The 26,112-nt window shown below is 73.3% G+C and carries 23 protein-coding genes and 1 pseudogene; 11 read left to right on the top strand and 13 right to left on the bottom strand.

The features are described 5' to 3' along the window. Positions 1-71 precede the first annotated feature (71 nt). Complete coding sequence (locus KME66_RS33435; RefSeq protein WP_216328917.1) at positions 72-1,607, bottom strand: alpha/beta fold hydrolase; 1,536 nt, start codon at positions 1,605-1,607, stop codon at positions 72-74. Positions 1,608-1,700: 93 nt separating this feature from the next. Between KME66_RS33435 and KME66_RS33430 the strand changes: the two genes are divergently transcribed. Continuing rightward, positions 1,701-2,708: a MerR family transcriptional regulator gene (locus KME66_RS33430; RefSeq protein ID WP_216328915.1), complete on the top strand. Its 1,008-nt coding sequence runs from the start codon at positions 1,701-1,703 to the stop codon at positions 2,706-2,708. Between the two features lie 37 nt (positions 2,709-2,745). Here the strand turns inward: KME66_RS33430 and KME66_RS33425 are convergent, their stop codons facing one another. Further along, positions 2,746-3,408 carry a TetR/AcrR family transcriptional regulator gene (locus tag KME66_RS33425; RefSeq protein ID WP_301184509.1) on the bottom strand — a complete coding sequence of 221 codons (663 nt, stop codon included), beginning with the start codon at positions 3,406-3,408 and terminating at the stop codon, positions 2,746-2,748. Positions 3,409-3,625: 217 nt separating this feature from the next. On the opposite strand from KME66_RS33425, the gene KME66_RS33420 reads away from it, so the two are divergent. Both KME66_RS33420 and KME66_RS33415 read left to right on the top strand, forming a co-directional pair. Continuing rightward, positions 3,626-5,524, top strand: coding sequence for an RICIN domain-containing protein (locus KME66_RS33420; RefSeq protein WP_216328913.1), 1,899 nt, complete (start codon positions 3,626-3,628; stop codon positions 5,522-5,524). Positions 5,525-5,725: 201 nt separating this feature from the next. Beyond that, positions 5,726-5,938, top strand: a complete 213-nt coding sequence (locus KME66_RS33415) for a hypothetical protein (RefSeq protein ID WP_073223900.1) — start codon at positions 5,726-5,728, stop codon at positions 5,936-5,938. Between the two features lie 8 nt (positions 5,939-5,946). Here the strand turns inward: KME66_RS33415 and KME66_RS33410 are convergent, their stop codons facing one another. Beyond that, positions 5,947-6,393, bottom strand: a complete 447-nt coding sequence (locus KME66_RS33410) for an SRPBCC family protein (protein ID WP_216328911.1) — start codon at positions 6,391-6,393, stop codon at positions 5,947-5,949. Between the two features lie 283 nt (positions 6,394-6,676). On the opposite strand from KME66_RS33410, the gene KME66_RS33405 reads away from it, so the two are divergent. After that, positions 6,677-8,890, top strand: a complete 2,214-nt coding sequence (locus KME66_RS33405) for an AAA family ATPase (RefSeq protein WP_216329794.1) — start codon at positions 6,677-6,679, stop codon at positions 8,888-8,890. Positions 8,891-8,971: 81 nt separating this feature from the next. Continuing rightward, complete coding sequence (locus KME66_RS33400) at positions 8,972-10,087, top strand: AI-2E family transporter (protein ID WP_216328908.1); 1,116 nt, start codon at positions 8,972-8,974, stop codon at positions 10,085-10,087. Positions 10,088-10,116: 29 nt separating this feature from the next. Here KME66_RS33400 and KME66_RS33395 read toward each other — a convergent pair whose 3' ends face one another. Together KME66_RS33395 and KME66_RS33390 are read right to left on the bottom strand one after the other, a co-directional pair. Continuing rightward, positions 10,117-12,219 (bottom strand): FUSC family protein, encoded by a 2,103-nt coding sequence (locus tag KME66_RS33395; protein ID WP_216328906.1) that lies wholly within the window; start codon positions 12,217-12,219, stop codon positions 10,117-10,119. 373 nt (positions 12,220-12,592) lie between these two features. After that, on the bottom strand, positions 12,593-13,633 hold the full coding sequence (locus KME66_RS33390; RefSeq protein WP_216328904.1) for an NAD(P)-dependent alcohol dehydrogenase: 1,041 nt from the start codon (positions 13,631-13,633) through the stop codon (positions 12,593-12,595). Between the two features lie 162 nt (positions 13,634-13,795). Here KME66_RS33390 and KME66_RS33385 point away from each other — a divergent pair, with 162 nt between their 5' ends. Further along, entirely contained in the window at positions 13,796-14,725 is a 930-nt protein-coding gene (locus tag KME66_RS33385; protein WP_216328902.1) for a helix-turn-helix transcriptional regulator, read from the top strand. Here the strand turns inward: KME66_RS33385 and KME66_RS33380 are convergent. From KME66_RS33380 to KME66_RS33365, 4 genes are all read right to left on the bottom strand, one after another. Next, positions 14,688-15,431, bottom strand: coding sequence for a bifunctional 2-polyprenyl-6-hydroxyphenol methylase/3-demethylubiquinol 3-O-methyltransferase UbiG (locus tag KME66_RS33380; protein ID WP_216328900.1), 744 nt, complete (start codon positions 15,429-15,431; stop codon positions 14,688-14,690). The two genes, KME66_RS33385 and KME66_RS33380, sit on opposite strands and share 38 nt — an antisense overlap. A 52-nt stretch (positions 15,432-15,483) precedes the next feature. Beyond that, complete coding sequence (locus tag KME66_RS33375; RefSeq protein ID WP_216328898.1) at positions 15,484-16,188, bottom strand: ScbR family autoregulator-binding transcription factor; 705 nt, start codon at positions 16,186-16,188, stop codon at positions 15,484-15,486. A 195-nt stretch (positions 16,189-16,383) separates the two neighbouring features. Then, positions 16,384-17,232, bottom strand: a complete 849-nt coding sequence (locus KME66_RS33370) for an NAD(P)H-binding protein (RefSeq protein WP_216328896.1) — start codon at positions 17,230-17,232, stop codon at positions 16,384-16,386. Positions 17,233-17,246: 14 nt separating this feature from the next. Beyond that, complete coding sequence (locus KME66_RS33365) at positions 17,247-18,191, bottom strand: ScbA/BarX family gamma-butyrolactone biosynthesis protein (protein ID WP_073223909.1); 945 nt, start codon at positions 18,189-18,191, stop codon at positions 17,247-17,249. A gap of 160 nt (positions 18,192-18,351) precedes the next feature. Here KME66_RS33365 and KME66_RS33360 point away from each other — a divergent pair, with 160 nt between their 5' ends. Then, the gene (locus tag KME66_RS33360) at positions 18,352-18,990 is read left to right on the top strand and encodes a ScbR family autoregulator-binding transcription factor (protein ID WP_073223910.1); all 639 of its coding nucleotides are present in this window, start codon (positions 18,352-18,354) and stop codon (positions 18,988-18,990) included. 65 nt (positions 18,991-19,055) lie between these two features. Here the strand turns inward: KME66_RS33360 and KME66_RS33355 are convergent, their stop codons facing one another. Continuing rightward, positions 19,056-20,021, bottom strand: a complete 966-nt coding sequence (locus tag KME66_RS33355; RefSeq protein ID WP_073223911.1) for a GlxA family transcriptional regulator — start codon at positions 20,019-20,021, stop codon at positions 19,056-19,058. A 69-nt stretch (positions 20,022-20,090) separates the two neighbouring features. Between KME66_RS33355 and KME66_RS33350 the strand changes: the two genes are divergently transcribed. Continuing rightward, the gene (locus tag KME66_RS33350; protein WP_253208545.1) at positions 20,091-21,041 is read left to right on the top strand and encodes an NADP-dependent oxidoreductase; all 951 of its coding nucleotides are present in this window, start codon (positions 20,091-20,093) and stop codon (positions 21,039-21,041) included. A gap of 50 nt (positions 21,042-21,091) precedes the next feature. On the opposite strand, the gene KME66_RS33345 is transcribed toward KME66_RS33350, so the two are convergent. After that, on the bottom strand, positions 21,092-21,703 hold the full coding sequence (locus KME66_RS33345; RefSeq protein ID WP_073223913.1) for a LysE/ArgO family amino acid transporter: 612 nt from the start codon (positions 21,701-21,703) through the stop codon (positions 21,092-21,094). A 67-nt stretch (positions 21,704-21,770) separates the two neighbouring features. On the opposite strand from KME66_RS33345, the gene KME66_RS33340 reads away from it, so the two are divergent. Further along, the gene (locus KME66_RS33340) at positions 21,771-22,721 is read left to right on the top strand and encodes a LysR family transcriptional regulator ArgP (protein WP_216328895.1); all 951 of its coding nucleotides are present in this window, start codon (positions 21,771-21,773) and stop codon (positions 22,719-22,721) included. A 338-nt stretch (positions 22,722-23,059) separates the two neighbouring features. Continuing rightward, positions 23,060-23,920 carry an endo alpha-1,4 polygalactosaminidase gene (locus tag KME66_RS33335; protein ID WP_216328893.1) on the top strand — a complete coding sequence of 287 codons (861 nt, stop codon included), beginning with the start codon at positions 23,060-23,062 and terminating at the stop codon, positions 23,918-23,920. Between the two features lie 40 nt (positions 23,921-23,960). Here KME66_RS33335 and KME66_RS33330 read toward each other — a convergent pair whose 3' ends face one another. Next, positions 23,961-24,749 carry a VOC family protein gene (locus KME66_RS33330; RefSeq protein ID WP_073223916.1) on the bottom strand — a complete coding sequence of 263 codons (789 nt, stop codon included), beginning with the start codon at positions 24,747-24,749 and terminating at the stop codon, positions 23,961-23,963. 318 nt (positions 24,750-25,067) lie between these two features. Here KME66_RS33330 and KME66_RS33325 point away from each other — a divergent pair. Further along, positions 25,068-25,272 (top strand): annotated as a pseudogene (locus KME66_RS33325) (DUF664 domain-containing protein); the annotation flags it as partial. Between the two features lie 103 nt (positions 25,273-25,375). Here KME66_RS33325 and KME66_RS33320 read toward each other — a convergent pair. After that, positions 25,376-26,041 (bottom strand): lysophospholipid acyltransferase family protein, encoded by a 666-nt coding sequence (locus KME66_RS33320; RefSeq protein ID WP_216328891.1) that lies wholly within the window; start codon positions 26,039-26,041, stop codon positions 25,376-25,378. Between the last annotated feature and the right edge of the window lie 71 nt (positions 26,042-26,112).

Genomic DNA, 26,112 nt, shown 5'->3' with positions numbered 1-26,112 from the left:
TCCCCGCCGGCGGCCCGCCCAGAAGGCGGCAGACCGGGCCGCGGCTCCTGGGGAGCCGCGGTCCGGTTCCTCTATCCCTTCAGGCGGGCGAGCACCGCACCCACCGCGCGGTGGACGGCCTCGCGCGCCCCGTCGACCGGGTCGAGCGTCTCGAAGCCGTGCCGCCCCTCGGGGACGTCGACGATCTCCAGGTTCGCGCCGCAGCGCGCGGCCTCGGCCACGAACCCCTCGACGGTCGCGGCGATCTCGGCGCTCTCCCGGCCCGCCCGCACCAGAACGACGGGAAGGCGGCCGGCCCGGGAGAGCACCCGGGCGGGGTGGAAACGGGAGCCGGTCAGCCCCCAGCCCGGCAGCGGCGCGAGGATCGGGTAGTTCGCGGCCACGCAGCGCAGCCACCCCGGCGGGTCGGCCAGCCACCGCGCCGTCATCGGACCCCCGCCCGAGAAGAACCACAGGGCGACCCGGTCCGCGTCCACCCGTGGGTCGGCGCGCACCCGCTCCACGGCGTCGGCCACGTCCTCGGCGGCCCGGCCGTAGTCGGTCACGGCGTGCAGACGGTGGTCGAGCGTCACCCCCACGACGCCCTGACCGGCCACATGGCGTGCGTACCCCGTCAGGGTCGGCCAGTCCCGGGGCGTGGGCCTCGCCTCGGCAGGCACCGGGCCGCCGTGCACGAACACCACGGCCGGGTGCGGCCCCGGACCGTCCGGCAGGTACAGGTCGGTGTTCCTGGTGCGCTCACGGGGGCGTTCGGGTACGTCGAGGAGGAACGGCCGCAGATGGGCGGGCGTACGGCCGGAGCCGGCGGGGGTGAGCAGGCGTCCCCCACCGGCCGCGGCCTCGATCAGGGCCTCGGCCAGCTCGCCGGGGCAGGAGAGCATCGGCCAGTGTCCCGTGGACAGTTCGAAGAAGGTGACCCGGGCGTCGGCGAGCGCCCGGACGGCGGGAGTGCCGACGTCCACCATGACCTGGAGCATCTCGACGCCCGGCCCGTTGGCGGTGCACAGCACTCCCGTCGAGGGCACCGCGGCCACGGCGCCGGTGAGCCGCAGCGGCTGGAGCAGGGTGCCCAGCGGCTGCGGCGCCGCGAGGGCGGTGAGGCCGTCGAGCGCCGCGTCGGAGAGGCCCGCGGTACTCCCCCAGCGGGACCACTCCTCCCGCGCCGGTGGCGGCAGTTCACCTCCCGCCGCCCCTCCCCCGGCCGCGGCGGCGCGCTCCACCGCCTCCTCCCGCAGGAGAGGGTCGGGCACGGCCGCCAGTGCGGGGACGCCGTCCTGCGGCATCCCGGCGTCCAGGTGCACGATCCGGGCGATCGACCGGGGGCGGCGGTCGGCCGCACCGAGCACCGGGTGGATGCCGTAGTCGTGCCCGACGAGGACGATCTCCGCACCGGGCCGTGATGCGCCGACCACCGAGTCGATCACCTCGGTCACGTCCGCGATATGGGTCTCCAGGTCGACGGCCCCTCCCCCGTCGGCGGGGCGGCTGCCGGGTCCGGTGAGCGCCACGGTGCGGACCCCGGCCCCTTCCGCCGTCAGCCGGGCGGCGGTTTCCCGCCACACCTGCGGTCCGGTGAACACCCCGGCCACCAGAATGAATACGGTCATGGTTCCTCCTCGTCACACCGGCTTCCGCACACCGGCCAAAGCTCCCGGTGGCGCTCGCCGGTACCGTAGGAACTCCCCCTGGTGGAGGTTCAAGTGTTCTCGTCGCACGACGGTCTGTGCACCATCGGTGAACTCGCCGAGCACCTGGGCGTCAGCGTCAAGACCGTCCGCTTCTACTCGGACCGCGGGCTGCTGCCGGAGGCGTCCCGGAGCGCCGGCGGGCATCGCAGATACGGTCCGGACGCCGTGCAGCGGCTGGGCATGATCCGCTCGCTGCGCGGCCTGGACCTGCCGCTTCCCGACGTACGGCGCATCCTCGACGAGCTGGACGCGCGGGGCGATCGGGAGGGGGCCGGGGCGGGCGGTGCGCTGGAGGACGCCGTGGCCGGCCGGCTGAGGGGCCTCGGATCCGAACGCGCCGCGCTGCGCTGGCGGGAGGCCGCGCTGAGGCTCGTCCAGGAGTGCCCGGCGGCCGAACGTCCCGCCCGGCTGCGGCTGGTCGGGGCGGTCGCCGCCCCGCCGAGCACCGCCCCACTGGCCCGGTTCTGGCGGGCGTGGCTGCCGTCCCGGATGCCCGCCCGGTCCGTCACGGCATTCCTGGAGGCCGCTGTTCCGGCCCCGCCCGACGACCCGCGGCCGGCCCAGGTCCTCGCCTTCGCCCGGCTGCACGCCTTCGTGACCCGTCCTTGCGGCGGGGCGGGGGCCGATGCCGGTCAGCCCCGGGCGCACGGCGTCGCGGGATCCCGGGCGCCGGCCGTGCTGTACGCGGGGCTGGCGGAGGCCTACGACCTGGCGGGCGCGGAACTGCGCCGGGGTGCGGCGCCCGCTCCCGGTGAGGCCCTGGACGGCTTCGTGGACGCGTACGCGAGCACGTACGGCACCCGGGACACGCCCGCCTTCCGCCGCGTCCTGGCCGAACGGCTCGCGGACGATCCGCGCATCGACCGGTACTGGGAGCTGACGGCCGCGGTGATCAGCGCTCCCGGCGGTCCCCCCGAGCCGACCCCCGGGTCCGCCCACGACTGGCTCTTCGCGGCCCTGGAGGAGCAGTCGCGGGCAACGGGCCACGGCGGCGCGCGGCCTCCGGTCACCTCCGCGTAGCCGCCGCCCGGGGCGGCGAAGGGCGTCCGCCCTGCCCTCAGCCTGCCGCGGGCGGGCCGAAACGTTCGGGGGCGAGGGTCGCCAGCAGCGAGGTGACCACGAGATCGGTCGAGGCGGCCATGTCCACCGAGTCCGGGGCCAGAAGCCACTGGACCTGAAGCCCGTCCATGACGGCGATGATGGCGTTGGCCGCGTTGCCGGCCGACTCCGCGCGGTCGGCGGGCAGTTCGCAGGCCTCGCACAGGGCATCGGCGACGAAGGCGCGCAGCCCGTCGTAGCGGTCGCGGAAGTAGTCCTGGGCGGGGTGGTCGTCGGTGACGGACTCCGCCGAGAGCACCGCGTACAGGCGGACGATGCCCTCGCGCTCCGCGTTGCGCAGCGCGGTGTCCACGAGGTGGCGCAGGAAGTCCAGCCCCTGTGGGCGTTCGGGGCCGAGCTGCTCGATGTCCCGCTGGTCGCGCAGTTCGAGCACGCTGGTCAGGAGAAGGGCCTTGGAGCGGAAGTAGTGCAGCACCCCTGCCTGGGTGAGGCCGACCCGCTCCGCGATCTCGGCGAGCGAGGCGTTGTTGTACCCCCGGGCCGCGAAGGTGTCCATGGCGATGGCCAGGATGTCCTGCTGCCGCTGCCGGGCTTCGGGACTGCGCGGTGTGCGGGGTTGCGCCGGACCTCGTGCCGGTCTGCTCACTGACTGGTTGCTCACCGGATCAGCTTAAGCCTGCCGCAGTCCTGGTGAAGATCTTCGGGGCTGAGCCCGAGAACCCCGGATCCCCCTACTTACTAACCACTTAGTGAGTGTGCTTTCATGCCGGTGTCCCGCCCTCATACGACCGGCACGCCCGGAGCGAGGTGTCCGCCGCGCCCTCCGTCCGGCGGGGTGCCGCCTGTCAGCAGGTACGAACCCGAGGAGAGCCGCCACCATGCCAAGCTCCGCATCCCTGCGTTCGCGAGCACGCGCGGCAGGCGCCGCGCTCGCCGTGGCCGTCGCCGCACTCGCCGTCGACGGCACCGTCACGGCCGCCCGTGCGGCCGACCCGGTCGCACAGGTGTGGGTCACCACACCCGACGGGTCCCGGAAGCTCACCCCGGAGGGAAACGTCCCGTTCACCGGGTCCCCGCAGGCGGTCGACATCCGGATCGACGCGAACAGCAGGGGACAGCAGTTCACCGGTGCGGGGGCCTCCGTCACCGGCGCGTCCGCCCACCTCCTCCAGGGGCTTCCCCCGGCACAGCGCACCACGGTGCTGAAGTCGCTCTTCTCCACGGAGGGCGACGGCATCGGGCTCAGCTACCTCCGCCAGCCGCTCGGCAGCACCGACTTCGACGCGGACGCGAACCCGTACACGTACGAGGACACCCGGGGCGCCTTCTCCATCGACCGGGACCGGAGCCAGATCATCCCGGTCCTGAAGCAGGCCACGGCCATCAACCCGGCCATCCGCTTCATGGGCTCGCCCTGGTCGCCCCCGGCCTGGATGAAGACCGGCGACTCGCTCAACGGCGGGAGCCTGCGCACCGAGCACTACCAGGCCTACGCCGACTACCTGGTCAAGGCGATCAGGGCGTACGGGCAGGAGGGCATCACGCTCACGGATCTCACGGCGCAGAACGAGCCGGAGTTCGCGACCGGTTACCCGTCGATGAGCATGACCTCGGCCCAGCAGGCGGACTTCCTTCGGGTCCTGGACCGGACGCTCACCGCCGCGAACCTGCCGACCAACATCCTGGCCTACGACCACAACTGGGACCATCCGGACTACCCGCTGGACGTCTTCGCGCGGACGGGCGGCATCCAGCGGATCATCGGGGCCGCGTTCCACTGCTACGGCGGGGCGCCCGCCGCGCAGAAGCAGATCGCCGACGCCGGGAAGCGGGTCTTCTTCACGGAGTGCTCCGGCACCGACAGCGCGAACCCGGCGACGACGTTCGGTGACACGCTCCGGTGGCACGCCGAGAACCTCGTCGTGCGGAACATGCGCAACGGCGGCGAGACGGTCATCAACTGGAACCTCGCCCTCGACCGGAACGGCGGCCCCCACCAGGGGCACTGCGCCGACCGCTGCAACGGCGTCGTCGAGATCGACGGCGGCCGGGTGACCCGTAACGCCGAGTTCTACGTCCTCGGCCACGTCACGAAGTTCATCAAGCCGGGGGCGGTGCGGATCGGGTCCACCAGCCAGGGCTCCGGCGGGGTGCAGAACGTCGCCTTCCGCAACAGCGACGGCAGCCGGGCGGCCGTGGTCGTCAACACCGCTTCGGGGGCGCAGCGGTTCTCCCTGACCGACAACGGCAGGTCCCTCGTCCACACCCTGCCCGCGGGGGCCGTCGCGACCTTCACCTGGGACGGTGACGGCGCAGCGACCGAGCCTCCCGCGGGGTCCGTCGACCCCGCCGCCTGGTACCAGGTGCGCAACGCCAACAGCGGCGCCTGCCTCGACGCGGCCGACTGGGGTACGGCCGACGGGACCGCGCTGCAGCAGTGGGCCTGCGGGAGCGGGGCCAACCAGAGCTGGCAGTTCAGGCCGACCGACACGGGCCACTACCAGGTGGTGAACCGGCACAACACGAAGGCCTGGGACGTCGACGGCGGGCCGGGGGCGACCGCCGACGGCACCCGGGTGCACCTGTGGTCGTACGGGGGTGGGGCCAACCAGCAGTGGCGTCCGCAAGCCCTGGCCGGCGCCGGGCAGTTCCGCTTCGTCGCCCGCCACAGCGGCAAGTGCCTCGCCGTCGACAACGCCTCGACGGCCGACGGGGCCAGGCTGTCGCAGCAGCCCTGCTCCGGCTCCCCGGCCCAGGTGTTCACCCTGACCCGCTGAAGCGGCCGGCCCCGATCGCGGCGGCTCCCCGGACAGGGGGAGCCGCCGCGGCGCGTACCGACCGGCCCGAAGCTAACTGACGCGCCGACAGGTCCGGGTGTGCGTCGACACCGGCACATCGGGGCGCGCCGCACCCTGTCCCTGCCCGGCGCGCCCTCATATGCTTCGGCTTCCGCCTGTTCGCCCGCTTCAGGAGGCCTCATGCCGGCCCGCGCCATGTACTGCTACACGTGTGATTCCGATGAACAGCACCGCTCCCTCACCGCCGGCGAGAAGACCTGGCTCCGCGGCCGGACGGGCCGCCGGAGCGTCGATGAGTTCTTCATGTGCGAGGCGCCCGAGTGCCGCAACGTGCGCAGCGGCTTCAACAAGCACCCCTTCGACCCGGTGATCCGCGTCCCTCTGCCGGACTGACACCCGGTTCAGGTTCCTTCGACCGCCTCCTTGATGCGCCGACCGAAGGCGGGGGCGTCCTTGCGGGCCGCGCTTCCCGCGAAACCGACCAGCAGTCTGCCGACTCCGTGGCCTTCCAGCACGTTGAAGAGCCTCACATGTGTGCCGCCGTCCGGTGTGGCTTCGAGGTCGTAGCCGCCCTCGGCCGCGGTGATGAGGTTCTTGGACTGTTCCTGCCAGCGGATACGGGTCGGCGCGACCAGTTCACTGATCGCGACGTCACGCCGGGTGGTCATGCCCGCGTCCTTGACGGTGCTGTGGAAGACGGTGCCCACGTGGGTCGGACCATGGGGGGTCTTCTCGATGCGCTGGACCCGGGGGCTGAACTCGGGATCGTGTTCGCCGTCCGCGAGATAGGCGAAGACTTCCTCGATGGGGCGGTCGATGTCGACCGTCGCTTCGAACTGTGTGCTCATGGCTCTCTCCGGTCTGGTGCGACGCGGCGCCGAATCTGTTGTCCGCCATCAGTGTCGGACGGGCCCGACGGGAGCGCACGCCGTGGAGCCCCGAGCGGCGGCCGCCCTCCCTCCTACGACGGGGGCGGGCCTTCCCGGAACCCTGGAGCGTCATTGCGTCCCGGGGTTTATCGCGCGTATATTGGATTCTTCTGCGCACATGCAGAAAGGCCCCGCTCGGGGGCCTTATGAGTACGAATATATCTGGCGGGGAGCCGTTTTGTCAAACCGGGAAAGCGACGAATTGCGGGAAGAGCAGGAATTCATCGACCGGCTCCATGCCCGGGTCGACGCACTGCGCGGACTGGCGGCCGCGGGCGTGGAGCGCGCGCTGACGCCGGTGGGCACGGGCCAGCAGGCGCGGCTGGAGCGCGACATCCTCGTCGCGGAGCGCTCGGGACTGCTCGCGGCGCTCGACGCGGTGGACGGCTCTCTGTGTTTCGGCCGCATCGACCGCTCCGACGGGCTCGCGCACCACATCGGCCGTATCGGCATCCGTGAGGACGACGCCGAGCACACGCCTGTTCTGATCGACTGGCGTGCGCCGGTGGCGCGTCCCTTCTACCTCGCCACGGGGCACACACCGATGGGGCTGCGCCGGCGCCGCCACATCACCACCGAGGGCCGCGCGGTCACCGAACTCCATGACGAGATCCTGGATCTCGGGGACGACGACCGCACCGGGTTCGAGGACCCGAACGGCGACGCCGTGCTGCTCGCGGCGCTCAATTCCGCGCGCACCGGCCGCATGGGCGACATCGTGCGGACCATCCAGGCCGAGCAGGACGGCATCATCCGGGCCCCGCACCGGGGTGTCCTCGTCGTCGAGGGCGGCCCCGGCACTGGAAAGACGGCCGTCGCACTGCACCGGGCCGCGTTCCTGCTGTACGAGCACCGCGAGCTGCTGGCCAAGCGCGCCGTGCTCATCGTGGGCCCCAACCCGGCGTTCCTGCGCTACATCGCGGAGGTGCTGCCGTCGCTCGGGGAGACCGGGGTGCTGCTCGCCACGCAGGCCGAGCTGTTCCCCGGGGTGCACGCCACGGGGACGGACACGCCGCGCGCCGCCGCGGTCAAGGGCGGCGCGGCGATGGCCGAGGCGCTCGCCCTGGCCGTACGCGACCGGCAGCGGCTGCCGGAGCCCGGGGCGGCCGTGGTGATCCCGCACGAGGACGGCGGGGATCTGGTGCTCGACTGGGAGATCGCCTACGAGGCCCGGCAGGCCGCCCGCGACACCCGGCTGCCGCACAATCTCGCCCGCCCGCACTTCGTCTTCCGGGTCATCGACGCCCTGACCGCGCAGCTCGTCGAACGCATCGGCGCCGACCCGTACGGCGGGCCCAACTTCCTCGGCCCCGACGACGTGGCACAGCTCGGCCGGGATGTGGCGCTGAGCAAGGAGGTGCACGCGGCCGTGGACGAGCTGTGGCCGCCGCTCACCCCCGAGGGCTTCCTCTCGGACTATCTGGCCGATCCGGTGTACGTACCGGACGAGGACGCCGACGCCATCCGGCGCGCGCCGGCCACGGGGGCGTGGACCTCCGCCGACGTGCCGCTGCTGGACGAGGCGGCCGAGCTGCTCGGTGTCGACGACAGCGCGGAGCGGGCGGCCGCGGAGGCCGCCCGGCAGGAGCGGGTCGGCTACGCGCAGGGGGTGCTGGAGCTGTCGCGCGGTTCGGAGAGTTACGAGTTCGAGGACGAGGAGTCCGAGGTGCTCGCCGCGCACGACATCATCGACGCCGAACGGATGGCGGAGCGGCACGAGGAGGCCGACCACCGGTCAGCGGCCGAGCGGGCGGCCGCCGACCGTACGTGGGCGTTCGGGCACATCATCGTCGACGAGGCGCAGGAACTCTCCCCGATGGCGTGGCGGCTGCTGATGCGGCGGGCGCCGACCCGCTCGATGACCCTGGTCGGCGACCCGGCCCAGACCTCCGAGGAGGGAGGCGTCGGGTCCTGGGAGCGGATTCTCGCGCCGTACGTGGGCGACCGCTTCGAGCAGGTGACGCTGGAGGTCAACTACCGTACGCCCGCCGAGATCATGGAGCTGGCCGCCGGGGTCCTCAGGGAGAAGGACCCCTCGTTCACCGCGCCCGTGTCGGTGCGGTCGACCGGTGAGAAGCCGTGGACGCGCAACGCCGGGGAGGATCTGGCGGGCGCGGTCGCCGGGGCCGTCGCGGAGCTGACGCCCCGGGAGGGACGTCTGGCGGTGATCGCGCCCCGGTCGGTGCACGAGGAGATCGCCGCCCCGCTGGCCGGGGTGACGGCGGGCCTGGCCCCGGATCTGACGCGGACGGTGGTCCTGCTGGACCCGCGCCAGGCCAAGGGGCTGGAGTTCGACCATGTGCTGGTCGTGGAGCCCGGTCTTTTCGGCACGAGCGATCTGTATGTGGCGCTCACCCGTGCCACCCAGCGCCTCGGCATCGTTCACCGGGAGGGGCTGCCGTCGGCGCTGCGCTGACGGGCCGGCCCTGCCGGAAGCGGGCGTCGGCGGGCCGCGGGAGTGGCCGGAACACGGTTGCCGAACCCATAGGGTGACGCCATGTCTTCGCCCTTGAGTTCGACAAAGACCGCGTCCGCGCTCCGCACGTCCGCACGGGTCTCGGCAGAGCTGCTGCTGGTCCTCGTGGCGGCGGCCGTGGCGTTGTGGGTGATCGGCCGGATGTGGTCGGTCGTATGGCCGCTGATAGTCGGTCTGTTCCTCACCACACTGACCTGGCCGCTCGCCCGGTTCCTTCGCCGGCACGGCTGGTGGCCGGCGCTGGCCGCGTCGGTGGTGACGGTGTTCGCCCTGCTCGTGGGGGCGGGCATCGTGGCCCTGATCGCGGTGCCGGTCGCGGACCAGTCCGGCGAGCTGGCCGAGCGGGTGATCGCGGGCATCGACCATCTCCGCGCGTGGGCGGCCGGACCGCCGCTGAACATCGGCGACGACCAGATCACCGGTGCCCTGGACACCGCGACCGACCGGCTCCAGAACAGTGTCGGCAGTGTGGTCACCACCGCCGTCACCGGGGTGAGCACCGTGGTCAACGGGGTGGTCACGGCGGTTCTGGCACTCTTCCTGATGTTCTTCTTCCTCAAGGACGGCCCCCGCTTCCTTCCCTGGCTCACCCGTCAGCTTCCCGGCCGGCTCGCCACCGACATCCCCGAGGTGGCCTCGCGGAGTTGGGCGACGCTGGGGGCGTTCGTGCGGTCCCAGGCGTTCGTCGGCCTGCTGGACGCGGTCTTCATCGGCCTCGGTCTGTGGATCCTCGGGGTGCCGCTGGTGCTGCCGCTGGCGGTGCTGACGTTCGTCTGCGCGTTCGTGCCGATCGTGGGGGCGCTGTTCGCCGGATTCGTGGCGGTGGTCATCGCCCTGGTCTCGAACGGCCTGATGGACGCCGTTCTCGTGCTGGCGATCATCGTGGTGGTGCAGCAGCTGGAGGGCAATGTGTTCCAGCCGATGATCCAGAGCAGGGGGCTCGGCCTGCACGCGGCGGTCGTGCTGCTCGCGGTGACGCTGGGCGGCAGCACGGCCGGGGTGGTGGGCAGCCTGCTCGCCGTGCCGGTGGCGGCGGTGCTCGCCGTGATCTGGAACTACCTCCGGGAGCAGCTGGTGGAGGAGCCGCGGGAGCCGGAGGCGGAGGAGCTGCCCGAGGGTTCGCCCGTCCCGTCGTAGGACGACGGGACGGGCGGTCGTGCCCGCCGTCAGTCCGGGCGGGCGTCCGGCGGCGCCGTGCCGGGCTGCGGCGTGACCGACGACTCGATGCGGGCGAGCTGGTGGGCCAGGCTCGTCAACCACACCTCCAGGTCCACGGACAGCGGCGAGGGCGGATCACGGTCCGGGGAGCTCCCCGGTGCGGTGTGCGGCGCGGGCTCCGGGCGTTCCGCGGTGAGCAGCAGGGCGACCCGTTCCGTCCGTGCCACCAGGCCGGTCGCGGTGTGCCGCGCCCAGTCGGCGGACGCGTCCGTGGCGCCGGAGGCCGGGCGGAGGCCGAAGCGCGGCAGCCACTGCGCGCCGAGGAGCACGTGGTTGGCCGCGATCAGCACGGCGTGCCAGTCGGCGCGGTCGCTCTCCCCGTCGCCCGGTGTCTCGGTGCGGAGCTGGGCGTACGCGGCCTCGGCCAGGCGCAACCGGTGGATGCCAGGCCGTATCCGCGGCGGGGTCCGGGATCCGCCCGGCGGCCCGAGCAGTGCCTGTGCCGTCACCGGCACCAGCGGGGCGCACGCTCTCAGCAGCCCCGCCATGGCCCGGTGGACCTCCCGCCGGGCGCCGGCCGGCCAGGCCAGCAGTCCGCACAGCAGCCCGATGACGCTGCCGGTGACGACGTCGATCATCCGCGCCTCCGACAGCCGCCAGGTGACCGGCGCGATCTGGGCGAACGCGGTGGCGACGACGAGCGTGAACAGCGCCTGCGCGTACGCGATGCCCAGCAGCGGCCCGAGCGCGAAGGCGGCCAGCATGACGGGGGCGAGCAGGGCGGCGTACACGTCGGTGTGCGGGCCGAGCCCGATCAGGAGCGCGCCGGCCACCAGCGCGCCCGCGGCGTTGCCCGCCACCGCCAGGCGGACCGCCCGCCAGGTCGCGCCCGCGGTGGTCCGTCCGAGGGTCAGCACGGCGAGGAGCACCCAGAACCCGTGGGCGAGGTCGAGGGAGCCGGCCACCGCCCGGGCCGCGGCGAGCCCGAGCGCGATGCGTACGGCGTTCTGGAAGAGCACGGAGCGGAAGGTGACGTTGCCGAGCACGCGCCGGGCCCACAGCCTGGGCGTGGACAGTCGGGCGTACCAGAACAGTTCGCGCGGGGCGGCGGGTTCGGTGGGTCCGCCGTGCGTGGCGATGTCGACGGTGATCTCCACCATCCGGGCCGATTCGGCGAGCGCCAGCACCCGGGACTGCCGTCGCAGCACCTCGACGGGGAGCCGCTCGCCGGGCGGTCCGGAGGCCAGCCCCACCCGGTCGGCCTGGAAGCCCCGCATCGCCTGCTCCAGAGCGCCGGCCGTCGGGGGGCGGCTGCCGGTGCGCAGGAACCGGGCGCAGGCGGCGCACAGCTCCGCGACCCGGCCCAGAAGGGCGGCGCTCTCGGGATCGGCAGGGACGGGTGGCGCTTCGCCGAGGGTGGCGAGCTGGTCGAGGAGTCTGCGGGCGGAGCGGCCGGCCTGTTCCAGTGCGCGGTCCGTACGCCCGGCGCCGGCCGGCCGTTCCGCCGGTGGTACGTCCGCCAGGCGCAGCGCCGCTCCGGCGTCCCGCAGCCGCTGCGGTGGTACGTGTCCGGGCGCGGCCCCGCGCGCCGCCTCGTCGAGAGCGGCGGCCAGCCGCTCCCGGTAGGAGGGTGCGGCCGGATCGGGCAGCAGGATCTCGCAGGCGGCGAGGAGCAGGGCGCCCAGCGTGAGCCCTGCCAGCCGCTCCCCCAGCGTGCCCGGGGCGTACGGCGGAAAGCAGGCGAGGATGTAGAAGAGCTGGAGGCCGGGGGCGGCGGCGGCCGGGCGGGGTCCGGCCACGGCCACGAACGCCAGCAGGAATCCGATGACGAGCATGCCGCCGGCCGCGGCCCAGGTGTTGACCGCGAGCAGGGTTCCCGACGTCGCCAGGACGAGTGCCGGGGGCAGAGCGCGGAGCATGACCGAGGCCCGCTGGGGCCCGGAGCCGGGGACCGGGGAGAGCAGGCCCATGGCGATGGGCGCGAAGAGCGCGTACAGGGCGGCGACCGGGAGCGCGGCCCCGTACAGCAGCGGGTAGAAGCCGAGGCTCGCCGCGACGGTGACCCGGACGGCCCGGCGGAGGACCGTCGCCCGCCGCGGCCCGGCGGTCACCTCGCCTCACCCCGGGAGGGCGGTCCGGGGCGCGGGGCCCGGAGGGCGGCGGCCGGCGAGCGCCCCGGCCCGGCGCGGCATCCGGGCGTCCCCGGTGGGTGTCGCGGGGCCCGGTGGCCGGAGCATCGCCGGTCGCCCCGGGCGGCCGCGCCCGGGGACGCGGCAGGAGGCTCCGCGAGGTCCCGCCCGGGGGCAGCCGCTGTGCGCCCATCCGGCACGCTCCTCTCCCGGCGCCGATCCCTCCGGCGCGGCCCGTCCGGCCGTCTTCCGCCATTGTCGGCCGGACCGGGCGGCCCGCGCGCGTCGAGGGGAGCGTCCGCCCGGGGCACGTGAGGTGCCCGGGGCCGACGCTCCCGGTGCGGGGGGGCGCCCGTCAGATGGTCGCGGTGTCGATCACGAAGCGGTAGCGGACGTCGCTCGCGAGAACCCGTTCGTACGCCTCGTTGATCCGGCTCGCCGCGATCACCTCGATCTCGGCGCCGAGCCCGTGCACGGCGCAGAAGTCGAGCATCTCCTGGGTTTCCTCGATCCCGCCGATCGCCGACCCCGCGATGGACCTGTTGCCCAGGATCAGCGAGAAGAGGTTGAGTGCGATCGGCTCCTCGGGGGCGCCCACGTTGACCAGGGTGCCCTCGGTGCGCAGCAGGCCGAGGTAGGCGCCGAAGTCCAGCGGGGCGGAGACCGTGGAGAGGATGACGTCGAAGGTGCCGGCCAGTTCCTCGAAGGTCCTGGGGTCGCTGGTCGCGTAGTAGTGGTCGGCGCCCAGCTTGAGGCCGTCGTCCTTCTTGCGCAGCGACTGGGACAGGACGGTGACCTCGGCGCCGAGCGCGTGTGCGATCTTGACGGCCATGTGACCGAGCCCGCCGAGGCCGACGACGGCGACCTTCTTGCCCGGGCCCGCGCCCCAGCGCTTGAGCGGGGAGTACGTGGTGATGCCCGCGCACAGGAGCGGCGCGGCCTCGTCGAGGGCGATGCCCTCGGGGATGGAGACGGCGAACCTCTCGGTCACGACGAGGTGCGTCGAGTAGCCGCCGTAGGTGGGCTCGCCGCTGCGGTCGAGGGCGTTGTACGTCTGGGTGTTCCCCTCGGCGCAGTGCTGCTCGCGGCCCATCAGGCAGGCGTCGCACCGTCCGCAGGAGTCGACCATGCAGCCGACTCCGACGCGGTCGCCGACCTTGAACCGGGTGACCCCCGGGCCGGTCTCGGCGACGATGCCGGCGATCTCGTGGCCGGGCACCATGGGGAAGATGCCCTCGCCCCAGCCGTCTCGGGCCTGGTGGATGTCGGAGTGGCAGATTCCGGCGAACTTGATGTCGATCAGGATGTCGAACTCGCCCACCGGACGACGCTCGATCACGGTGCGCTCCAGCGGGGCCTTGGCACGGGGAGCGGCGTAGGCGGCAACGGTGGTCATGCCGGAGGTTCTCCTCTGGGTGATGCGGTAGGAACGCTTCCCACCGTCACACCGTGTCCGGCGTTTACCCAGGCCACCGTTCTGCCTAGGTCCAGCGGTCCTACCACTGACGGGGACAGGCTCCGGTGCCCGTGACCCGGATCGCCAGGAATAATGGATGCCATGGACGATCAGCCGGAGGGCGCCGCTCCCGAACCGCTGGACCGGCGTGCCGAGCTCAGTGAGTTCCTGCGTACCCGCAGGGCGAAGCTCCAGCCGCAGGACGTGGGCCTGCCGGACTTCGGCCGGCACCGCCGGGTGCCCGGTCTGCGCCGGGAGGAGCTGGCGCAGCTGGCCGGGGTCTCCGTGGCGTACTACACGCGCCTGGAACAGGGCAACGGCCGCAATGTGTCGGCCGAGGTGCTGGACGCGATCGCGCGTGCGCTGCGGCTCACCGACGCCGAGCACGCGCATCTGACCCATCTGGCGCGGCCGGCGCGGCACAAGAAGAAGCGCCGCCCGGCCCGGGTGCAGCGGGTGCGGACGGGACTGCTGTATCTCCTCGACAGCATGGACGGCATCCCGGCGTACGTGACCGGGGCGCGCTCGGACGTCCTGGCCTGGAATCCGATGGCGGCCGCGGTGTTCGGCGACTGGGGCGCGCTGCCGCCGGGCGAGCGGAACTGGGCGCGCCTGGTGTTCCTGTCCCCCGGCTACCGGGAACTGTTCGTCGACTGGGACTCCAAGGCGTCGGACATGGTCAGCTATCTGCGGCTGTACGCGGGCTGTCACCCCGACGATCCGGAGCTGTCGGCGCTGGTCGGCGAACTCTCGGTGAAGAGCGATGAGTTCCGGCGGTTGTGGGCCACGCACAACGTGAAGGAGAAGGGGCACGGCGTCAAGCTGATCCGGCATCCGCTCGCCGGTGACCTGACCCTGAGTTACGAGACGCTGAACCTCCCGGACGACGAGGAGCAGCATCTGGTGACGTATCACGCGGAGCCGGACTCGCCGTCGGCCGAGGCCCTGCGGCTGCTGGCGAGCTGGGGGGCCGACGCGGCCGGCGCGGACGTGATCAGCGGTGCCGGGCGGGGTCCGGCCGGCGAGCGATGAACACGAACTCGCGGCCCGGCCGGTCGGGTGCGTCGCGCACCTCGCTCACGGCGAAGCCGGCTGCCGTCAGATCCGCAGCGACCTCCTGACGCTCACGGAATCGCAGGGTCGAGTCGGAGGTGAGGACCTCTCCGTCCGTCGCGAACACATAGGTCCAGCGGAACGAGACGAGCGGCCCGGCGACCTCGGTCACGTCGACCCAGTGCTCGACGGGTCCGGCGCCGGGGATCTCGGTGACCCGATGGGACGTCGGCCGGTTCCACTCCTCCCAGGCGCGCCGGGCCGGGTCCCGGGTCTCGAAGACCAGCCGCCCGCCGTGCCGCAGCGCCGCGTGCGCGGCGCGCAGGGTCGCCTGCCAGTCGCCGGGGTCGACGATCTCCTGGGCGACGTTGGCCGTCATCGTCGCCAGATCGGCCCGGAGCGGTGGCAGGGAGGCGGCGTCCCCGCAGATCCAGCGGACCCGGTCGGCGCCGGGTTTGGCACGCGCCACGTCGACCGAGGCCTGTGCCGGGTCGACGCCGATGACCTCGATGCCCCGTTTTGCCAGGAGCAGGGCGAACACGCCGGTGCCACAGCCGATGTCCAGCACGCACCGCGCCCCGAACTGCTCCGCGAGCCGGACGTAGGGGTCGAGGTCGCCGCGATCGGGGTCGAGCGGATCGTAGAGGGCGGCCAGCCGGGGCGTCACGAAGAGCTCGTCTGCCATGGGGTGGACGGTACAGGGGCGGGCCGCCGGGCGTCCCGGCCTGCGTCGGTCCTCAGTCGGACTCCGTCACCGCTGTCGCCCGCACCGGCCTGTCCGGCTCTTCGGCGACGCGCCCGGCCGGCGCGGCCCCCCGGGCCTGCGGCACCCCGCCCGTGCCGGACGGGTCCACGCGTCCGAGCGTCTCCGGGGTGGCGAGCCGGGGCAGCAGCAACTGCCAGAAGCCGGTGAGCCGGTACGGGGACAGCCACTCGCCGTCGTGGCGGCCGAGCACCTCGAAACCGGTCGTCACGGCCACGGTCGCTGCTGCCGCGTCCTCGCGGGCGACGTCGTCGGCGAGGGTTCCCGTGGCGGCCGCCTCCTCCAGCAGTTCCCGCACACGGTGGTGCCAGTCCATGCGCAGGTCGGGGGCGGCCCGCTCGCCGTCGCAGCTCAGCCGGAATCCGGCCCGGCTGACGGGGTCCCCGCGCAGCCGTTCCACCAGGGCGTGCGAGGTGTCGACGAGTGCCTGCAGGGCGGTGTCCGTCCTGCGTCGGATCGCGGCGGACATGTCACGCAGCCCTCGGGACGCCTCCGCGACCACGGCCTCCGCGACCGCGGCCTTGTTCTCGAAGTGGAAGTGCAGCGCGCCCGTGCTGACGCCCGCGCCGGTGCTGATCTGCACCAGCCGCGCCTGGGCATAGCCGTGCTGTTCGAAGACGACGGCGGCGGAGCGGATGAGCGCCTCGCGGGTCCGGGTGGCGCGCTCCTGTTTGGTCATGGAGTTATCAAACCAACTTACCGGTTTCATTTCCAGGGAACACCGGATCGGACCACCTGCTCGCGGGCCCGCTCCTTCGGCCACCGCCGCTCCGCGCAGTACGGAAACAGACCGGCACGGGAGAACGTGTGTGCGATCAGCCCTTTCCTTCGCCCGCCGGGGAGTCGACGCCCCGGCCTCTTCCGGGACGTGGCCCTATGCGGTGGTGAACGCGCCGGCGTGATCGGCCGACCAGGTGCGGTACGAACGGGCCTGTCGCCCCGTCAGCTCCTGGACCGTGGGCACCACCGCCGCCTTCGCGCCCGTCCGCTGCCGCTCGGCGCTCTCCAGGAAGGCTTCCGCGACGGGCCGCGGGTACTTCGCCAGCAGGGCGGTGCGTGCGGCGTCCAGGCCCAGTTCCTCGAAGCGCAGTGGCCGCCCCAGCACCCGGGAGAGCTGCGCGGTCTGTTCCCGCGCGGTGATCGCCTCCGGGCCCGAGACGGCGTACGCCCTGCCCTCGTGGCCCGTGCCGGTCAGCACGGCGACCGCCACCGCGGCGACGTCACGGGGATCGACGCACGCCACCGGAGCGTCTCCGTACAGAGCGCGCACCACTCCCGCCGAGCGGATGCCGGGCGCCCAGGACAGCGTGTTGGACATGAACGTCCGGGGGCGGACGAACGTCCACGGAACCCCCGACTCCCTGATCGCCTCCTCGTTCTGCCGCTGGCGCCGCGTGATGAAGTCGTCGGCACCCGGCTCCTCGACCGCCATCATGGAGAGCTTGACCAGGTGGCGGACGCCTGCCGCCTCCGCCGCCCGCGCGACCCGCTCGTCGTCGGGCTCCGTGGGGCTGTTCGTCACCAGGAAGACCGCGTCGACGCCCCGCAGGGCCCGGTCGAGGGCGGGGCCGTCCCCGTACCCCCCTTCGACGACCTCGACCCCCTCGCCTCGTACCGTCAGACGCTCCGGACGGCGGGCGAGAATCCGTACGGGGCCGGCAGCCGCCAGCAGTACGGCGACCTCGCGGCCCACCGCTCCGGTCGCACCCGTCACGAGAATCACTGGCGAAGCACCTCTCAGCCGTCGGCCCGCGGGCCGGACAGGAGCGTGGTGAAGACCGGTCGGTCGTCCTGATGGCCCGTCACCCGGACCGTCACCGTATCGTCCGCCTCCTCCGGCTGGATCACCGCGCCGATCCAGCACGGGCTGCCGAACTCGGCGTACCGGTGGAACCGCGTGCTCGCCTCCGCCGGGACGATGCCACCGGGCCCCGCCGCGAGGCAGGCCGCCTGACGGGCCGCCTCCAGCAGCAGCATGCCCGGGACATGGTCGTTGGGGCGCTGGAACAGCGTCGGGTGCCGGGTGTCCACGCGCAGCTCCCAGACGCCGTCGCGGCCGGTGTCCGACAGGACCACGTCCTCGGTCCTCCTCCGGCCGGCCCGGGCGGCGGCGACCGGCGGCGCCTCCGGTATCGATATCCCTTCGGCGGGCGCTCCCCCACGCATCCGCCGGTACACCTTGGGGCTGCTGAAGCGGGTCGCGCCCATCCCCGTCGCGGCCAACTCCCCGCCCCGGTGGACCGCCCAGCCGACACGCCCCTGCACGGGCAGCCCGCTCCGCCACTTCAGGTCGGAACAGAACACCTCGACGTCTATCTCGGTGGGGGCTCCGCCGACGCCCAGGTGGTCCGGGTGGCACACGTAGTCCAGGTCCGCCATCAGGAAGTGGTAGCCCAGCGGAACTCCGTAGCCGGCGTGGAAGGCGAGCATGGCCGCCTGCCGCATCGCTTCGGCGACCAGCAGCGGGTCGTGCCGGTCACCGCCCACCGGGGCGAAGAACGGGTGATCGTGCGGCAGGACCGCCGCCACCGAGAACCGATCGTGCGCCAGGCGCACCCAGTTACGCGGAAAGGCATCTTCCGGCCGGGTCCGGTGCACCATGTCGATCCCCACGGGATGCACCATGTCGGCCTCCGAATCCATTGCCGGCACCGAGTCGATCAGGGCTGCTGCTTCGGGCATAACTCCCCCCAGGGGTCATGTGATGGCGAGCCGTTCCTGCGATGCACGTGCGCTGATAAGATACAGACTCAGCGGTTTTTTTTCTATCCCCGGCAGGGTCGCCCCTCCCTACACCGTCCCGGCCGTTTCCCGGGCCGTGCGGCCCAGCAAAGGAGACAGGATGGCCAAGCAGGACCGGGCGATCCGCACCCGCCAGGCAATCCTGATGGCAGCGGCCCAGGCTTTCGAGAAATACGGATATCAAGCCGCGACGATCACCGAAATACTCAAAAGCGCCGACGTCACGAAAGGCGCTCTCTACTTTCATTTTCCGTCCAAGGAAGATCTCGCGCTCGGTGTTCTCGATGCCCAGGAGCCGCCGCAGACCGTTCCGGAGCAGTCCCTCAAACTCCAGGAACTCATCGATCTGGGAATGCTGTTCAGCCACCGCCTGCAGACCAGTCTCCTCGCCCGGGCGGGCGTGCGCCTGTCCATGGACCAGCAGGCCCAGGGCCTCGACCGCAGCGGTCCCTTCCTCCGCTGGCAGGAAGCCACCCATCACCTCCTCGCACAGGCCAAACACCACGGTGAGCTGCTCCCCCACGTCAACCCCACCGATACGGCGGACCTGTACGTGGCCGCCTTCGCGGGCACCCAGGCCGTATCCCAGACTCTCACCAACTACCAGGACCTGCAGCGCCGCCACATCACGCTCCAGCAGCACATACTCCCCAGCATCGCCGCGCCCTCCATCCTCACCGCCCTCGATCTGACCCCCGCGCGGGCCGAACGCCTTGGCCGGCTGGACCCGGCGGACTGAACCGGGCCGGGGCCGGAGGGGCGCACGGCCCCGATCCCTCTGAGGGTGCGTACGGCCCCGGCCCCTCAGGGCCGCCCGGCCGCGAGGACCGCGCCGCGGAAAGTCCGCCGGTAGGCCAGTGGAGTGACGCCGATGGCGGCGTGCAGATGCTGGCGCAACGACGCACCGGTGGCGAAGCCGACCCGCGCGGCGATCTCGTCCACCGCCAGGTCCGTGGACTCCAGGAGATGACGGGCCCGGTCGACCCGCTGCTGGACGACCCACCGGCCCGGACTCATGCCGACCTCCTCGTTGAAGCGCCGGACGAAGGTGCGCAGGCTCATCCGGGCGTGGTCGGCGAGGCTCGCCAGGCCCAGCGGTTCGTCGAGGTGGCGCAGGGCCCACTCACGGGTGGCGGCGGTGCTGTGCGCGTCCGGAGCGGGCACGGGCTGCTCGATGTACTGGGCCTGTCCGCCGTCGCGCCACGGCGGTACGACGCAGAGCCGGGCCACTCGGTTGGCGATCTCGCTGCCGTGGTCCGCGCGGACCAGGTGCAGGCAGACGTCGACGCCGGACGCCGCGCCGGCCGACGTGAGCACGTCCCCGTCGTCGACGAAGAGGACGTCCGGGTCGAGCCGCACCTGCGGGTACCAGGACCGGAAGAGCTCCGCGAGCGCCCAGTGGGTGGTGGCCCGCCTGCCCTCCAGCAGCCCGGCGGAGGCGAGGAGGAAGGCGCCGGTGCAGATGGACACGACGCGGGCGCCGGGGCGTACGGCGGCGAGCGCCGCGACGGCGGCCGGGGGTGCCTGACGGGTGAGGAGGGAGGTGTCGAAGGGCGGGATGACCAGGGTGTCCGCCGACGCCAGTACCTCGGGGCCGTGCTCGACGGTGACCGAGAAGTCGGCGTTGGTGCGCACGGGCCCGCCGTCCACGGAGCAGGTCACCACGGAGTAGCGGCCGTCGGCCGCGCCGAGGACCCGGCTCGGGATACCGAGTTCGAACGGATACACCCCGTCCAGGGCGAGTACGGCGACGCGGTGGGCGTTTCCCATGGCACGATCCTGTCGAAAGATGGCAATCATGCCATGGTACGCCGGGCGGACACGCGCGAGGCTGGACGCATGACGAAGAACGAGAGCATGCGCGCCATCAGCCAGAGCGTCTACGGAGGTCCCGAGGTACTCCAGGAGGTCCGCCTCCCCCGGCCCGTGGCGGGACCGAGCCAGATCGTGGTCGCCGTCCGGGCCGCCGGAGTGAACCCCACGGACTGGAAGCACCGGGGCGACGCGATGTTCCTGGACCGGCTGCCGCTCGTGCTGGGCTGGGACGTGTCCGGGGTCGTCGAGTCGGTGGGCTTCGGGGTGACCCTCTTCAAGCCGGGCGACGAGGTGTTCGGCATGCTGCCCTACCCGTACGGGGTCGGCTCCCACGCCGAGTTCGCGGTCGGCCCGGCCCGGGCCTTCGCCCACAAGCCTGGGGACGTCGACCACGTGCAGGCCGCCGCCCTCCCGCTCGCCGCGCTCACCGCCCGCCAGGCGCTCGTCGACACGGCGGACGTCCGCCCCGGGCAGCGGGTGCTGATCCACGCGGCCGCCGGCGGTGTCGGACACCTCGCCGTACAGATCGCCAAGTCGCTGGGCGCGTACGTCATCGGCACCGCGAGCGCCGCCAAGCACGACTTCGTGCGCGGGCTGGGGGCGGACGAGGTCGTCGACTACCGCACCGTGGACTTCGGGGACGCGGTGAGCGAGGTCGACATGGTGCTCGATCCCCTGGCGGGGGCCACGCGGACACGGTCGCTGGACGTCCTGCGGCGGGGAGGCACGCTCGTGTCGCTGCTGCCGGGCGGCGACCGGGGCGAGGCGGAGAAGGCCGCCGCACGGGAGATCCGGGTGGAGAACCTGCTGGTCGAGGCGGATCACGCGGGCATGGAGGCCATCGCGGATCTGGTCCGGGCCGGTGAGCTGCGCGCCCATGTCGAGGCGGCGTTCCCGTTGGCCGAGGCGGCGAAGGCGCACGCGCTGGGCGAGACGGGCCGCACCACCGGCAAGCTCGTCCTCGTGGTGGCGTAGGCCGCGGGGCGCGCCCGGCGGTCCGCTCCGCAGGCGAGGGCGCCGGGCGCTCAGGCGCCGAGCGCCAGTTTCGTACCGAGGCCGATCATCATCACCGCGACCAGCCCGTCCAGCACCCGCCACGCGGAGGGCCGTGCGAGGACTCCGCTCAGCAGCCGGGCGCCGTACCCCAGCGCCGCGAACCAGCACAGGCTGGCGAGGGTCGCGCCGAGGCCGAAGGTCCAGCGCAGGGCCCCCTGGTCGGCGGCGACGGAGCCGAGCAGGAACACGGTGTCCAGGTACACATGCGGATTGAGCCAGGTCATCGCCAGACAGGTCAGTACGACGCCCCGGCGCGACGCGGCCGGGGCGTCCGCCGCGTGCAGGGCGGACGGGCGCAGCACCCGGCGGGCCGCGAGCAGCCCGTAGGCGATCAGGAACAGGCCGCCGAGCAGCCCCACGACGGTCAGCGCCGAGGGCCAGGCGACGACGACCGCGCCGACGCCGGCGACTCCCAGGGTGATGAGGACGGCGTCGGACAGGGCGCAGATGCCGACCACCGCGAGCACGCCGTCGCGCCGGACGCCCTGGCGCAGCACCAGGGCGTTCTGGGCGCCGATGGCGACGATGAGGGAGAGGCCGGTACCGAATCCGGCGGCCGCGGCGGTCAGGGCGTTCGTCATAGGGGCGACGCTACGGAGCACGCCGACCCGGCGTCCAGCTAAAGATTCTTACGTATCATTAGCGCTCATGATGTCCGAGCTTCCTCTCGATCAGGTGCGCACGCTGCTGGCCGTGGTCGACGAAGGCACCTTCGACGCGGCTGCGAACGTCCTGCGGCTGACGCCGTCGGCGGTCAGCCAGCGGGTGAAGGCACTGGAGCAGCGCACCGGCCGGGTGCTGCTGATGCGGACGAAGCCGGTGCGGCCCACCGAGTCCGGTGAGGTGGTGGTGCGGTTCGCGCGCCAGCTGGCCCGGCTGGAGCGCGACGCGCGGACGGCGCTCGGGATGTCCGGTCCCGGTGAGCCGACCCTCCTGTCGATCGCGGTGAACTCCGATTCCCTGGCGACCTGGTTCCTGCCCGCGCTGCGACGCGTACCGCAGGAGCTGGACCTCGCCTACGAGCTGCACAGGGAGGACCAGGACCATACGGCCGCCCTGCTGCGCGAGGGGCTGGTGATGGCCGCGGTGACCTCGTCGCCGGAGGCGGTGACGGGGTGCTCGGTGCGCAGGCTCGGCCGGATGCGGTATCTGCCGGTGGCCAGCCCCACGTTCGCCGGCCGCTGGCTGGCCGGACGGGCGGACGCCGCACTGCGCGAGCTGATCGGCGACGCCCCGGTGATCAGCTTCGACCGGCGCGACGACCTGCAGGACGCCTTCGTGCGCCGGATCGCCCCCGGGGCCCGGGCGAGCGCCCGGCGTCATCTGGTGCCCAGTTCGGAGGGGTTCGCGAACGCCGTGGCCGCGGGCATGGGCTGGGGCATGGTGCCCGACGTCCAGGCGGAGCCCCTGCTGCGCGAGGGGCGGCTGGTGCTGCTCACCCCCGACCACACCGTGGACGTCCCCCTGCACTGGCAGCAGTGGAAGCTGGACTCCCCGGCCCTGGCGACCGTGGCCGAGGCGGTGGCGGCGGAGGCCGCCGGGACGCTCGCGGGCGGGCGGCCGACCGGCCCCGGCCCTCTTCGCCGTCGGGCCCACTGAGCCGACCACGAGGTGCGGGACATGCATGCCGGGTGGCCGGAGCCGGGAGTCCGCCCGCGATGCCGTCCCCACCCGCGGCTGTCTGCCCGCCGTCGGGCCGGTGGTACCTGCCGTGGCGCCCGGCGGAACCCCCCGGGGGCGGCCCGCTGAGCGACCTCCACCGGGCCGCACACGTCGTCGGCGGGGAACGGACCCCGGACGATGTCGCGTCTGTGTGTACGGCGGGCGGCGTCCCGCTGCGCAACGTGAACCCAGCGCCCGGCGTCTTCCGGATCATCGAGGCCCCACCGGCCTGACGGACCGCAACAGAGGTCCGCAGCCCATGCACAGGAGTACGTATGTCCCAGCCCACCGTCCGGCCTCCGCTCCGCCGCAAGCGCGTCCTCACCGTCCTGGCCTGCGGGTTCGCGGTCGTGGCGGGAGCGGGCCTGCTCGTGTCCTGCGGCGCCGCCACCGACTCCGCGCCCGAGGCGGCGCCGGAGGTCGTGCCGCCCACGGCGAACGCGACCTTCGACTACCAGATCGGCGGGCCGTACACCCCGCCCTCCGGGGTCGAGGCCGTCTCCCGGGACCGGGGCGCCCGGCCCGTCGAGGGCCTCTACAACGTCTGTTACGTCAACGCCTTCCAGGCCCAGCCCGACGCCCTGGGCTGGTGGGAGAAGAACCACCCGGATCTGCTGCTGCGCGACGCCGACGGCGAGCCGGTCGACGACGAGGCCTGGGGCGAGGCGGTGCTCGACACTTCGACGGCGGGCAAGCGCACCCGGCTGGCGAAGATCGTCGGTGACTGGATCGACGGCTGCGCGGCGTCCGGATTCCAGGCGGTGGAGCCGGACAACCTCGATTCCTACGAGCGTTCCGACGGCCTGCTGACCCCGGCGGACAACACGGCGTTCGCGAAGCTCCTGGCCGACCGCGCGCACGCGGCGGGCCTGGCGATCGGCCAGAAGAACAGCGCGGACCTGCTGGGGCGGCGGAAGGAGATCGGGTTCGACTTCGCGGTCGTCGAAGAGTGCGGCCGCTACGACGAGTGCGCCGGCTACGCCTCCGCGTACGAGGGCAGGGTTTTCGTCGTCGAGTACACCGCGGGCGCCTTCGAAGAGGCGTGTTCGTCCGTGGGGGAGGGCGTCTCCGTGGTGCGCCGGGATCTCGACATCGTCCCGGAGGGGCGGCCGGGATACGTGTTCCGGACCTGCTAGCTGAGGGCGACGGATACGCGCTCAGCGCGCCCTGGGACGTCTACGCCGGGTGGGCGCAGACGGTGAAGATGCCGCCGTCGGGGTCCCTGATCACCGCTTCGCTCCCGTCGGCGGGCGAGTCCACCGGCGGGCCGGCCGTTCCGCCCGCCGCGCGGGCGGCCTCGGCGGCGGCCTCCAGGTCCTCGACCTGGAAACGGACGTGCCATCGGGGGTGCAGCCGGGGGTCGGGGGACGAGGCGTCCCCGCCGCCGCGCAGGGTGGCCACGGTGCGGCCGCCCTGCCGGACGACGACCGCGTCCTGCCGGTAGGCGTAGCCGACTTCACAGCCGCCGGGTTCCTCGGAGGCCCAGCCGAACACCTCGGCGTAGAAGATCGCTGAGTCGAAGGCGTGGCTGGTGCGGAGTTCGAGAGAGGCCGGTGCGCTGTCGCGGCCGAACGACCAGGGTGGAGTCCTGCCTTCCCAGAAGCCGAACGCGGCCCCTTCCCGGTCGGCCGCCATCGCTCCCCGGCCGGGCCCGATCCGGATCGGGCCGACAGCGATGGTGCCGCCCCTCTCCCGGACGCGGGCCGCGGCGGTGTCGACGTCCGAGACGGCGAAGTACGGGGTCCAGGAGACGGCCGTGGGCAGGCCCGGGGCGATCTGCGCGATGCCGGCGACGGGCAGGCCGTCGACGTGGGCGACGGAGAAGCCCTCGCCGAGGGTGCCCGAGCGGAAGGTCCACCCCAGAACGGTCCCGTAGAAGTCCTGGGCGGCCCGCAGGTCCCGGGTCAGGAGACTGACCCAGCACGGGATGCCGTGCACCGGGGTGCTCTGCTCTGCCTCGGTCATCGGAATCCGTCTCCTCGCACCCGGTGGTGAGCCGGCGGACGCCGACAGCGGTCCGGCCGGGTGGGCCTGCTGGTCACCGGCCGCTTACGGGCCGGTGCGCTCCGTGGTGTCGTACGTCCGCGGAGCAGCACGTCTCCATACCTACGCCGCCCCGGGCACCACCGCCACCCGGGACGTGCCCCGGAACGGGCAGAGTGCGAGCGGCTGCCCGGCCCTGAGCCGGGGCGGGCTGTCCGTGGCCGGTGACCGACTGCACGCAGGCCCCTTGCGCAGCCGAAGGCCGATCTCCAGCGCTGTCTCCGGTCCGCTCGTGATGCCCTGTTGTGGAAGCTCGAAGGGGCTGTCGGAGCACGACGTGCGCCGCCCTCCGACGCAGACCGGTACGAACCTCCTCGGGCTGGTCGAGCATGCCGCCGGGGTGGAGCTGGGCTGCTTCGGCGAGACGTTCGGGCGGCCGTTCGGCGAGGTGGTTCCCGCCTTCGGGGACGGTGCCGAGGCGAACCAGGGCATGTGGGCGACCGCCGGCGTCCGGGGCAGGGGGCTCGGGCCGCGAGGCAGCCGCTTCCCCTGTCGTACGGTGCGTCGAGGGCTGGGGTGTGGTCCGCCGGACGTTGGCGTGGGGGCGTTCAGCGTCCGGTGAGCGTCGCGGGTTCGCCGAGGTGGTGAGCGGCGGTGCGCCAGGCGGCGGTGACGGCTGCGCGTGCCGTGGCGGTCGCCGTCTCCACCTCCGGCGGGAGGTGGAGCGGGGAGCCGATGTGGACGTGGAGGCGGGGGCGGCGGGCCGGGGCGGTGAGGAGACCGGAGATCTGCTTGGCGCGCCGGCCCGAGGTCACCCGGCGGGCGCCCGCCTGTCCGAGCGGTACGACGGGGGCCCCGGACGCGTGCGCGAGGCGGGCGAGGCCGCTGCGGAAGCCTTCCGGCGGAGCCTCGGCCGCGTCCAGGCGGCTGGGCAGTCGTCCTTCGCCGTAGATCAGCAGGCGGCGCCCCTCCCCGAGCGCGACGGCGGCCGCGTCGAGGGCGTCCGCCGCCCGCCGGCTGTTGCGGTGCACGGGCACGTGGCCGCCGTGGCGCAGGAGACGGCCGAGAACCGGGATGCGCCACAGGCCGGCGGTGGCCATGACGACGGGTTCGACGCCGAGGCGCAGCAGTGCGGCGAGGACGATGCCCGGGTCGGCCAGGGAGGCGTGGTTGGCGACGATGATGCTGCCAGCGGCAGGGGCCGTTGCGTGGTCGGACGTGACGGTGAGGTGTCCGAGCGAGGGGACGACGGCGGAGGCGATACGGCTGAGCACGGTTCTCCCTGGATCCGGCGGGCGCGGCCGTCCCGGTGGACGGCGGCGGTGTGCCGGGCCCGCCCTTCCCG

Source organism: Streptomyces sp. YPW6 (assembly GCF_018866325.1).
In the GTDB taxonomy this organism is placed as follows: domain Bacteria; phylum Actinomycetota; class Actinomycetes; order Streptomycetales; family Streptomycetaceae; genus Streptomyces.
Note: the sequence above shows the minus strand (reverse complement) of the source record. Positions and strands in the feature narration are given on the sequence as shown.